Origin of the sequence: Pseudomonas sp. EMN2 (assembly GCF_009650555.1) — a bacterium.
Taxonomy (GTDB): domain Bacteria; phylum Pseudomonadota; class Gammaproteobacteria; order Pseudomonadales; family Pseudomonadaceae; genus Aquipseudomonas; species Aquipseudomonas sichuanensis.
In genome coordinates, this window is record NZ_VZZR01000010.1 from 102904 (window position 1) to 114126 (window position 11223).

The 11223-nt window shown below is 65.4% G+C and carries 10 protein-coding genes; 2 read left to right on the plus strand and 8 right to left on the minus strand.

Going from position 1 to position 11223, the window contains the following annotated elements; all coding sequences use genetic code 11:
• Positions 1-36 precede the first annotated feature (36 nt).
• Both F6X61_RS04055 and F6X61_RS04060 read right to left on the minus strand, forming a co-directional pair.
• Positions 37-522, minus strand: coding sequence for a twin-arginine translocation pathway signal protein (locus tag F6X61_RS04055; protein ID WP_153785511.1), 486 nt, complete (start codon positions 520-522; stop codon positions 37-39).
• Positions 523-538: 16 nt separating this feature from the next.
• Entirely contained in the window at positions 539-1969 is a 1431-nt protein-coding gene (locus F6X61_RS04060; protein WP_153785512.1) for a coniferyl aldehyde dehydrogenase, read from the minus strand.
• 170 nt (positions 1970-2139) lie between these two features.
• Here F6X61_RS04060 and F6X61_RS04065 point away from each other — a divergent pair, with 170 nt between their 5' ends.
• Positions 2140-2805: a TetR/AcrR family transcriptional regulator gene (locus F6X61_RS04065; protein ID WP_110996027.1), complete on the plus strand. Its 666-nt coding sequence runs from the start codon at positions 2140-2142 to the stop codon at positions 2803-2805.
• 35 nt (positions 2806-2840) lie between these two features.
• Positions 2841-3695, plus strand: a complete 855-nt coding sequence (locus F6X61_RS04070) for a sulfurtransferase (protein ID WP_153785513.1) — start codon at positions 2841-2843, stop codon at positions 3693-3695.
• Positions 3696-3794: 99 nt separating this feature from the next.
• Here F6X61_RS04070 and F6X61_RS04075 read toward each other — a convergent pair whose 3' ends face one another.
• The 6 genes from F6X61_RS04075 to F6X61_RS04100 all read right to left on the minus strand — a co-directional run bounded on the left by F6X61_RS04075 (position 3795) and on the right by F6X61_RS04100 (position 11044).
• Positions 3795-4787, minus strand: coding sequence for a hydrolase (locus tag F6X61_RS04075; protein WP_153785514.1), 993 nt, complete (start codon positions 4785-4787; stop codon positions 3795-3797).
• Positions 4788-4847: 60 nt separating this feature from the next.
• Complete coding sequence (locus F6X61_RS04080; RefSeq protein ID WP_153785515.1) at positions 4848-6215, minus strand: pitrilysin family protein; 1368 nt, start codon at positions 6213-6215, stop codon at positions 4848-4850.
• On the minus strand, positions 6208-7506 hold the full coding sequence (locus tag F6X61_RS04085) for a pitrilysin family protein (RefSeq protein WP_153785516.1): 1299 nt from the start codon (positions 7504-7506) through the stop codon (positions 6208-6210). Before F6X61_RS04085 ends, F6X61_RS04080 begins: the two co-directional genes overlap by 8 nt.
• Before the next feature lie 94 nt (positions 7507-7600).
• Complete coding sequence (gene rsmD / locus F6X61_RS04090) at positions 7601-8203, minus strand: 16S rRNA (guanine(966)-N(2))-methyltransferase RsmD (protein ID WP_153785517.1); 603 nt, start codon at positions 8201-8203, stop codon at positions 7601-7603.
• The gene (locus F6X61_RS04095) at positions 8203-9696 is read right to left on the minus strand and encodes a pitrilysin family protein (protein ID WP_153785518.1); all 1494 of its coding nucleotides are present in this window, start codon (positions 9694-9696) and stop codon (positions 8203-8205) included. Before F6X61_RS04095 ends, rsmD begins: the two co-directional genes overlap by 1 nt.
• Entirely contained in the window at positions 9689-11044 is a 1356-nt protein-coding gene (locus F6X61_RS04100; RefSeq protein WP_153785519.1) for a pitrilysin family protein, read from the minus strand. The genes F6X61_RS04095 and F6X61_RS04100 overlap by 8 nt, the downstream gene beginning before the upstream one ends.
• Between the last annotated feature and the right edge of the window lie 179 nt (positions 11045-11223).

The following is an 11223-nucleotide window of genomic DNA, read 5'->3' on the forward strand; positions in this document are numbered from 1 at the left end:
GCTGGGGCCGCTTCGCAGCCCCCGGCAGCCTGAAGTTCAAATCTTCGGTGGCCCTGGATAGCCACACGCAGCCCAGGCTTCCGGCCGCTCATACCAAGCCATCGACAACAGTTGCAGCAACGATGCATGCCCCTGGCGCAGCAGGTTCAGCGAACTGCTGCCCCAGCGTACGAGAAAGGCCTCCACATCAGTCTTGCTGGCCTCGCTCCAACTGCCCCAGACGCCGGTCAGCGGCCCCCGGGTCAGCGGCAGGCTGAGCACGTCGAACAACTGCCGGGTGAGCTTGAGCATGGCCGGCGACAGCGCCGCCAGCTTGCCGTCGAGGCTGTGCAGCACCAGCGCTTCAGTGGCCTGCGTGCCGGCCAGTACCACGGGGATCAGGGCTCGCAACAGCGGCAGGTCGTCATCACGCAGCACCTGGTAACCCGCCGAGGGCGCCTGCTTCGAGCAGCCAATCAGGCTGGCGGTGCCAAGGAACACGCTGGCGCCCAGGCTGAACCTGAGCAGGTCGCGACGGTGCATGCGCAGCCTTCCTCGCTCAACGGATGAACAGTTTGTAGACCAAGCGCTGCAAGGCCTTGCCATAGGGCGGGTAAATCAGCCGGGCAGCGTTCAGGCGCTGCTTGGCCAGCACCCCTTTGGCTTTGCTGAAGGTCTGGAAGCCTTCATGGCCGTGGTAGTGCCCCATGCCGGAGGGGCCGACACCGCCGAATGGCAGGTCATCCTGGGCCACGTGCAGCAGGGTGTCGTTGAGGCACACGCCGCCGGAGTGGGTGTCGCGCAGCACTCGGGCCTGCTGGCCACGGTCGTAACCGAAGTAGTACAGCGCCAGCGGGCGCGGGCGCTGGTTGATGTAGGCCAGCGCCTGGTCCAGGTGGTCGTAGGGCACCAGCGGCAGCAAGGGCCCGAAGATCTCGTCCTGCATCACCTGCATGCTGTCGTTCACCTCCAGCAACAGGTGCGGCGGCAGGCGGCGGCCCTGGCGCGGTTCGTCGGGGTAGAGGTCGCGCACTTGCGCGCCCTGCGCGCGGGCATCGGCCAGCAGGCGCTCCAGGCGGTCGAGCTGGCGCGGGTTGATGATCGCGCTGTAGTCGGGGTTGTCGGCGATACGCGGGTAGAGCCTGTGTACCGCGCGCTGGTAGGCATCGGCAAAGGCATCCAGGCGTTCGCGTGGCACCAGCACGTAGTCGGGTGCCACGCAGGTTTGCCCGGCGTTGAGGGTCTTGCCGAAGGCGATGCGTTCGGCGGCGGTGTCCAGCGGCACATCCGCCGAGACGATGGCGGGGGATTTGCCGCCCAGTTCGAGGGTGACCGGGGTGAGGTTGGGCGCCGCCGCCAGCATCACCTGGCGGCCGATGCTGGTGGCGCCGGTGAACAGCAGGTGGTCGAAGGGCAGGCGGGCGAAGGCCTGGCCGACTTCCACCTCGCCCAGCGCCACGCTGACCAGGTCGCTGGGGAACACCCGCTCCAGCAGTGCCTTGAGCACCAACCCTGTGGCCGGCGTGGCTTCGCTGAGCTTGAGCATTACCCGGTTGCCGGCCGCCAGGGCGCAGGTCAGGGGCCCGATGGCAAGGAACAGCGGGTAGTTCCACGGCACGATGATCCCCACCACGCCCAGCGGCTGGTACAGCACTTTGGCGCTGGCGGGCTGGAAGGCCAGGCCGACGCGCCGGCGCGACGGCCGCATCCAGCGTTGCAGGTGGCGTTCGGCATGGCGCAGGCCTTGCACCGAGGGCAGCAGCTCGGCGAGCAGGGTCTCGTCGCGGCTGCGCCCGGCAAAGTCGCTGTCGATGGCCGCGATCAGGGCCTCCTGCTCACGCAGCAGTGTTTCGCGCAGGCTTTTCAGCCACTGCCGGCGTTGTGCCGCCGGTGGCATGGGGTTGCCGGCGAATGCCTGGCGCTGGGCGGCGAACATCGCCTCGAGCGTGCTGTCGCAAGTAACAGGGGGTGAGGTGATGATCGAGGTCATGGCGCAGGCACCCGTGGGAAAGAGTGAGTAGAGCCTATACTCTAATTCTTGTCGGGGTGAGTGATTTATCGGCCAGATCAGCGGACATTTGCGCTGCCGTGCCCTGACGTCGCGGGGCGATAGCCCGTAAGATGCCCCATCACTTGAACGCACGGAGACTGGAGCTGAGCATGGCCCCGCGCATGAAGACCCGAGAACGCATCGTGCAGAACAGCCTGGAGCTGTTCAACCAGCAGGGCGAGCGCAGCGTCAGCACCAACCACATTGCCGCGCACATGGAAATATCGCCCGGCAACCTGTACTACCACTTCCCCAACAAGCAGGCGATCATCGCCGTGCTGTTCAGCCAGTACGAAGAACTGGTCGACAGCTTCCTGCGTCCGCCCCAGGGCCGCGTCGCCACGGTTGAAGACAAACGCTTCTACCTCAAGGCACTGCTGGCAGCGATGTGGAACTATCGCTTCCTGCACCGCGACCTTGAACACCTGCTGGAAAGCGATCCGGAGCTGGCCGCCCGCTACCGGCGCTTTTCGCAACGCTGTCTGCAGCAAGGCCAGGCGATATATCGTGGCTTTGTCGAGGCCGGCATCCTGGCCATGGATGCCGCGCAGATCGAATCACTGACCATCAATGCCTGGATCGTGTTGACTTCGTGGGTGCGTTTTCTCAGCACCACCCGCGAACATTCCGCGCATTTGGGTGAAGAAGCCTTCAAGCGCGGCGTCTATCAGGTGCTGGTGCTGGAACTGGGCTTCGTCACGCCTGGCTCGCGCGCCGTCGTGGACACCTTGTGCGACGAATTCCATGTACCGTTCAACCAGGCCCTGGAGCACTGAACCAGCGCCTTCGAGCCCTTCATCAGGAGACTGTCATGCCCCTTGCGCAACTGATCACCCCGCAGCAACTGGCCGAGCAACTGGACGCGCCCGGCCTGGTGATCCTCGACTGCCGCTTTGCCCTGGAAGATGTCGATTACGGCCAACGCAGCTATGCCCAGGGGCATATCGCCGGGGCGCATTTCGCCGATCTGGAACGTGACCTGAGCGGGCCGGTGGTCAAGGGCCGCACCGGCCGCCACCCGTTGCCGGACCCGCAGCGGCTGGTCGAGCGCCTGCGTGAGTGGGGTGTGGACGATGACAGCCGAGTGGTGTTGTACGACGACGGCCCTGGTGCCTTCGCCGCTCGGGCCTGGTGGTTGCTGGTCTGGCTCGGCAAGCGCGAATCGGTGTACCTGCTCGATGGTGGGCTCAAGGCGTGGCACGCGGCAGGCCTTCCATTGAGCCTGGATCCGCCGGTCAAGCGTGAAGGCAATTTCAGCGGCGAGCCGGACATGAAACTGCTGATCGATGCCGGGCATCTGGTCAAACGCCTGGGTGAGCCTGAACTGACCCTGATCGATGCCCGGGGTTTGCCGCGGTTTCGCGGTGAAGTCGAGCCGATCGACCCGGTGGCCGGGCATATCCCGGGCGCTCAGTGCGCGGCGTTCACCGACAACATCGGCGCTGATGGGCGATTCCTGCCGGCCGAGCAGCTCAAGCAGCGGTATGCCGAGAAGCTTGGCGGCCGCTCGCCGGAGCAGTTGGTGGCGTATTGCGGGTCGGGGGTGACGGCTTGCCATAACCTGTTTGCGCTGGCGCTGGCCGGGTACCCGCTGGGGCGCTTGTATGCCGGGTCGTGGAGTGAGTGGATCAATGATCCGCAGCGCGGGGTCGCGACCGGTGATTGACTGACGCAACCATCGCGGGGCAAGTCGCAGCGGCGCACCGCCGCTCCCACGCCCAACTGCAAAGCAGTCGTGGGAGCGGGCTTGCCCCGCGATGAGGTCTTACCTGCCGTCCACCAGCCACTGCGGAATCCGCCGCTCCAGGTAATACCCCGGGTTGCGCAGGCTGCCGTCGACAAACCCCACATGCCCACCGCGGCTGTGCAGCTCGAACTGCGTTTGCGGCGCCAGCTCATCGGCGCTTGGCAGGCTGTGGCTGAACACGAACGGATCGTCGCTGGCGTGGATGATCAGCGTCGGCGTGCGGTTTTCTCTCAGGTAATAGCGGCTGGAGGCGCGCCGGTAATAATCGTGTACGTCGCTGAAACCATTGAGCGGCGCGGTCACCTTGCCGTCGAAATCCCAGAAGGTTCGCAGCTTGCGCAGCGAGCCCAGGCGTTCGATCTCGGCCAGCCCTTCATGGTGCCCTTTGTCGCGAAAGTGCCGCTGCTTGTCTTGCACATAGGCCAGCATCTCGCGCATGAAATGCGCCTGGTAGATCTTCGAGAAGCCCAGGCCGATGCGGTCGGCGCACTGGTCCAGGCGAAACGGCACCGATACAGCCACCGCCGCCTCCAGCTCGCTGGCAGAGCCACTTTCCCCCAGGTACTTGAGCAACACATTGCCGCCCAGTGAATAACCCACCGCATACAGGGGGGCGAGCGGGCGCTGGGCGCGCAGGTGGCGGATGGTTTCGGCGAGGTCTTCGCTGGCGCCGGAATGGTAGCTGCGCGCCAACAGGTTGGGCTCGCCCGAGCAGCCGCGCCAGTTGATCGCGACGCTGGCCCAGCCACGCAGTTGCAGCGCCTGCTGCAGGCCTTTGACATAGGGCGAGTTGGACGACCCGGTCAGCCCGTGCAGCACCAGCACCAAGGGCGTATCGGGCTGGTGCGGGCCGTGCCAGTCGAGATCGAGGAAGTCGCCATCGGCCAGCCATAGGCGCTCACGGTTGCGCTGCAGGTCCGGCAGCTTGCGCCACAGCGGCCCCCAGAGCGTCTGCAGGTGCGGGTTGGTCAGGCCGGTGGCCGGGCGGAACGTGGCGGTGAGGCTGGGCATGCTGGGCGACTCGTGATGTGCCTGCCTAGAGTGCCATGAAACACCGCCACTGTACCTGCGCTATTGGTCGTTATCGTCTCGTTGCGCAAGGGGCTGTTGGTCAGCGCTCGGGCCTACGCTGACCAGTAGCTTGCGAGCCAGGTCGAAGTGATACTGGACAACCGCACGGACGTGTTCCGTATCGATGCCGGCAAGAGTCTGCAGATAGGTACCGAGGCGGTCATCCGGCAGCCCCAGGTGGCTGTCACGGGCCAGTAGCTCAGCCAGGCCTTGGTTGCGCGCGACATCTTGCATCAGGCGCCCTGCCAGTTTCTGTCGCGCCAGTTGCAGCTCTTCGTGCGTAGGGCCCTGCTCGATGAAGTGCTCCAGCAATTCGCAAACCAGGGCCTGCGAGGCCTGGACCTTCGTTGCCGCGATGTTCCAGTGGATGACGAACATGCCGCCGCCCTTCAGGCAGGTCAATTTACTGCGAATGTCATAAGTCAGACCCTGTTGCTGGCGCAAGGCGGTCATCAAGCGGGAGTCCAGGCCTGAGCCAAGTACTTCGCTGGCGAGTGCCAATGCATGGTAGTCCGGGCTGGCGGGATGCAGCCATAGAGGCAGGGTGAGCTGCACCGAGCTGACTGCGGCGGCTTGGTCGAAGTGCAGCGTCGCGCTTGCTGCTTGCGGCAGCGGAGCAGGTTCCTGGACCGCCCAGCCCTGCGGCAGTGCCTGGCTGATGCGTTGCGCGAGCGCCTCGGCCTCGTGCCGGGACACATCGCCGACCAGAATCAGGTCCAGGTTGTTGGCGCTGTACCCGCGCCGATGAAAGGCCCTCAGCGCGTCGACGTCGAGTGCTTCGATACTTTCAGGCGTACTGCTGATCGAGTTGGCGTAGGGGTGCTCGCGATACAGGTGCTTGCAAGTCTCGAAATGGGCGCGGACTTGCGGTTGGTTGCGCAGTGCCGCGTCATGCTGCAGCAGCTGTCGCTTGATCTTGTCCAGGGCACCAGCTGGAAAGTCGGGGCGAGCCACGAGGTCGGTGAACAGCGCCATGACCGGTTCGAGCACCGCCTTATCGGTCAGCGTGCGCACACTCACAATGGCCCTTTCCAGCTTGATCTTCTTGTCGACGATCGCTCCCAGGCCTTCGAGGCGTTCGGCAAACTGGCTGACGTCCAGGCCGTTGACCCCTTCATCCAGCATGTGCAGCGTCAATGCCGCGCGCCCGGCGTGCTGGTCGTCCAGGGCGCTGCCGGCATCGAACGACAGGATCAGGTCGAGCATTGGCAGCCCTGGCGCATGGACGAATTTCACCCGGGTTCCCTCGCCGGTTTGCCACGACTGTACCTGGGTCGTGATGTCGTCGAACCGATCGAGGTCCAGATCCTGGGCGCTGACCAGGCCAGAAGGGGAAGCCGATTCGATTGGCTGTAGGGTGTCATTCATGGTTGCTCTCCTTGCCGAGCATGTAGGTGACCGTCAAGCGGTCGTGCGTGAGGCAGTCATGCGCAGCCTGGCGAATCTGCTCCGCTGTCACGTTCTCGATGGCCTGGCGCTCGCGGTCCAGCAGGGCAGGGTCGAGCCCGGCGCTGGCGTACTGGCCGATCTGCTCGGCCCGCGTGGCGATGTTGTCCTGCTCGAAGACCCGTTGGGACAAGACCTTGGCCTTGGCCCTGGCCAGCTCCGCCGCGTCCACAGGCGTGTGCCGACAGCGCTCCACCTCGGCCAGCAGGCGATCCTTGAGCTGCTCGGGTGTCGCCTTCTCTGGGTTGGAATAGGCAAGGAAGGAAAGCAAGCGGTCACCCCGTCGGACCATGCTGTAGTCAGAGCCCATGGCCATGGCCATCTGTGTCTCATCGAGCATCTGGCGGCGCATCCTCGAGCTGTTGCCGACGGCCAACAGGTAGCGCAACAGATTCAGGGCGTGGGCTTGCACCGGCGAATCCGCGGTGGCGAGGCTGGGCACCTCGTAGCTCATCAGCAATCCGTCGCGCTGGCCTTGCTGCTGCAGTGCTTGGCTGCGTTGCAGGGGGGCCACGTCCATCCTGGGGCGCTTCACGTCTGGCAGACGGTTTGGCGGTATCGCGTCGAAATGACGTTCCACCAGCAGGTGCAGTTGCTGTAAGTCGATCGCGCCGGCCACGGCGAGGGTCGCATTGTTGGGGTGATACCAGGTGCGATACCACGTACGAACTGCAGCATTGGTCATTTGCAGCAGGTCAGCGTGGTGCCCGATCTCCGGCGTGGCATACGTGCTTTTGCCATAGGCCAGTTGCGTATGCTTTTCCCATGCAAACGCCAGGGGGTTGTTGTCGATTCGCTCGCTGCGCTCGGCCATGATCACTGCCAACTCGCGAGCGAAAGGCGCTTGATCGAGCGTGGCCGAGGCCATGCAGTCGGCCATGGCCTCCAAGGCAATTTCCAGGCGCTTGGCAGGCAGCGTCAGGGGGAACACCGTGGCGTCTTTCTGTGTGAAGGCATTGGGCTGGCCGCCCAGGCGCGTCATGAGTCTGGCGTACTCGCCAGGTGCCAGTTTTCTGCTGCCTTCGAACATCAGGTGTTCGAGAGCATGGGACAGGCCGCTGTGGCCTTCGGGCTCGTAGCTGGAGCCGACGTGGTACCAGAGCTGCGCGTTGACCAGCGGGGCACGATGATCTTCACGCAGGTATACACGAAGGCCATTGGCAAGGGTGAAATGCTGCAGGGGATTGAATGAGGCGTGTTGTGCATCGGGCATGGCCGAGGCGCTCCATTGAGACGTTTGGAGCTTCAGCTTCGGTCATGCCAGAGCCCCGCCTGCGGTACTTAGCTATGCAGGCGGGGCCGAGAGGTCAAGTGCGCTGCCAGAGCGCGTAGTGCACTTGGCCGGTCTTTTTCTCGCGGTGCAGGCGCCAGTTGCCCGGCATCGGCAGGGTCGAGGGTGCGGCCTCGCTCTCGGTGTAGATCCACGCCTGCTCGCGCAGCCATTGGCCTTGTTCCAGCAGGTTGCAGGTGTTGGCCAGCAGGTCCTGATGGAATGGCGGGTCGAGGAACACCAGGTCGAACTGCTGCTTGGCCGGGCCTTGCAGGTAGCGCAGGGCGTCGGTTTGCAGGATCTGCCCGCGCGGGCAGCGCAGCAGTTCGAGGTTGTGCTTGAGGTTGGCGATGGCGGCCGGGTTGCTGTCCAGCGCCACGGCGTTTTCCGCGCCGCGGGACAGGGCTTCGAGCACCAGCGCGCCGCTGCCGGTGAAGGCATCCAGCACGCGGGCGCCCTCGATGTACGGCGCCAGCCAGTTGAACAGGGTTTCGCGCACGCGATCGGGGGTGGGGCGCAGGCCGTCGCCTTCGGGTACGTCGAGACGGCGGCTGCGCCACTCGCCAGCGATGATGCGCAGCTGGCCGGGGCCTTTGCTGGCGCCTGGGGCGCTGCGCGCGGGGGTATTGGGGCGTGCCATTAATGCTCCGGTACGCCGAGCGGCCGCTCGGCGGGTTTGTCAGTGGGGGCCGGCAGCGGCTGCTGCGCCACCTTCGGGCCGACGGTGACGATCACCAGCTTGTCCGCCGCCAGGTGCTTGTTCATGGCGGCCTTGACCTGCTCGACGGTCAGCGCCTGGGACTGCTGCATGAAGTCCTCCAGCCAGCTCAGCGGCAGGTTGTAGAAGCCGATCGCGCCCAACTGGCCGACGATACTGGCGTTGCTGGCATTGGACAGCGGGAAGCTGCCGGCCAGTTCGCGTTTGGCGTCGTCCAGCTCTTGTTGCGTCGGGCCGTTCTTGAGGTAGTCGGCCAGCAGGTCCTGGACCAGCTTGAGCGTGCCTTCGCTGAGCTCGGCACGGGTTTGCAGGTTGATCATGAACGGGCCGCGTACCTGCATCGGGCTGAACACCGAGTACACCCCGTAGGTGAGGCCGCGCTTTTCGCGCACTTCGCTCATCAGCCGGGTGCCGAAGGCGCCGCCGCCGAGGATCTGGTTGCCCAGCGACAGGGCCGGCCAGTCCGGGTCGTTACGGTCGATGCCAAGCTCGGCCAGCATCAGGTGGGTCTGTTTGGAGGCAAAGTCGATGTGGGTCATGCCTGGCTTGGGTTCAACCGGCTGCTCGGGCTTGGCCAGGGCCGGGCCCTTGGGCAGGCCTGCGGAAACCTGGGCGGCAATGGCTTCGGCTTCGCTGCGGCTGAGGTCGCCGACCAGCGCGATCACCGCATTGCCGGCGGCATAGGCTTTGCCATGGAAAGCGCGCAGCTGGTCGAGGGTGATGGCGGTGACCGACTGGGCCGTGCCGTCGCTGGGGTGAGCGTAGGGGTGGTTGCCGTACAGATTGGCGAACAGCGTCTTGCCGGCGATCTTGCCGGGGTTCTGCTTCTCATACTCGAAGCCGGCCAGCATCTGGTTCTTGATGCGCTTGAGGGCGTCCTCCGGGAAGGTCGGCTTGCCCACCACTTCGGTGAACAGCTTGAGCGCCGGTTCGCGCTTGTCGGCGGCGCTGAGGCTGCGCAGCGAAGCCACGGCCATGTCGCGGTAGGAGCCATTGCCAAAGTCTGCGCCCAGGCCCTCGAAGCCTTCGGCGATGGCGGTGACGTCCTTGCCGGCCACACCCTCGTTGAGCATGGCGTTGGTCAGTGTGGCCACACCTGGCGTGGCGCCGTCCTGGCTGCTGCCGGCGGCGAAGGTCAGGCGCAGGTCGAACATCGGCAGCTCGCGGGCTTCGACGAACAATACGCGGGTGCCTTCGGCGGTGGTCCAGTGCTGGATGTTCAGTTGACGGCGGCTGGGGGGCTTGCCGTCCAGTTCGGCCAGCGATTGCAGCGAGTTGGCCGGGCGGGCCGCGGTAGCGGGCTGGCTGGCGCTGTCGGACTGGGCCGGACGGGCCAGCAGCAGGGCGATGGCCACCACCAGCACGATGATGCCAAGGCCCAGCAGGGTGTAGCGGGGTGCGCTGCGGTCACTCATGAGCGGACTCCTCGGGCAGTACATGGGCAACGCTCAGGCGTTCGCGGGTGAAGTAGGTGCGGGCAGCGGCCTGGATGTCTTCCGGGGTCACGCGCTTGAGGTCGTCGAGTTCGCTGTCGATCAGTTTCCAGGACAGGCCGACGGTTTCCAGCTGGCCGATGGTGGTGGCCTGGCTGCTGATGGAGTCACGGTCGTAGACCAGGCCGGCGATCACCTGGGCGCGCACGCGCTCTAGCTCTTCGGCGGTCGGTGGGGTGGTCTTGAGTTCGTCGAGCAGTTGCCAGACGCCTTTCTCGACCTCGGCCAGGGTCTTTTTCTTCTGCACGTTGGGGGTGGCCGAGATCAGGAACAGGCTGTCGCCCCGGGTGAAGGCGTTGTAGCTGGACGAGGCACCGGCCACCAGCTCCTGGCCGCGCTCCAGGCGCGCCGGCATGCGGGCGCTGTAGCCGCCGTCGAGCAGGGCGGAAATCAGCCGCAGCGCGTTGACCGTGCGCGGGTCCTTGGCGGTGGCCAGGGCCGGCACGTTGAACCCGTAGATCAGGCTCGGCAACTGCGTCTGCACGTGCAGGGTCAGCTTGCGCAGGCCCGGTTCGGCCAGCTCCAGCGGCAGCTTGCTGGGGGGCACGGCGCGCTTGGGGATGGGGCCGAAGAATTTTTGTGCGAGGGTTTTCACTTCGTCGGGGGTGACGTCGCCGACCACCACCAGGGTGGCGTTGTTCGGCGCGTACCAGGACTCGTACCAGTGGCGCAGTTCTTCGACCTTCATGCGTTCGAGGTCGGCCATCCAGCCGATGGTCGGGGTGTGGTAGCCGCTGGCCGGGTAGGCCATGGCACGGAACAGCTCGAAGGCCTTGGAGGTGGGCTGATCGTCGGTGCGCAGGCGGCGCTCTTCCTTGATCACCTCGATCTCGCGGCTGAACTCGTCGGCCGGCAGGCGCAGGCTGGCCAGGCGGTCGGCTTCCAGTTCGAAGGCCACCGGCAGGCGGTCGCGGGCCAGCACCTGGTAATAGGCGGTGTAGTCGTCGCTGGTGAAGGCGTTCTCTTCGGCGCCCAGGTCACGCAGGATGCGCGATGCCTCGCCAGGGCCAAGCTTGGCGCTGCCCTTGAACATCATGTGCTCCAGGGCGTGGGACAGGCCTGTCTGGCCCGGGGTTTCGTAGCTGGAGCCGACCTTGTACCAGATCTGCGAAACCACCACCGGGGCACGGTGGTCCTCGCGCACGACCACTTTCAGGCCGTTGTCGAGGATGAATTCGTGGGTGGGTTGCACATCGGCGGCGAAGGCCGCAAGCGGCAGGCACAGCGTGCCGAGCAACAGGCCAGCGGCGCGGCGGGCTAGAGCATTCATACGGTGTTTAACCTGTTCTGCGGCCCGCTTGGGTTTAGCGTCGGCGGGCCAGGAGGTGCTAGGATACTGATCCGGTTGCCTGGCGACCATGCCTGTCGCCGTTCTGGCCCGCAGGCCCTAAAGACAAAACGTTGCGCATGAACCAGTCGGTTACAAAATAGTCTGTTCTGCGTGACTCA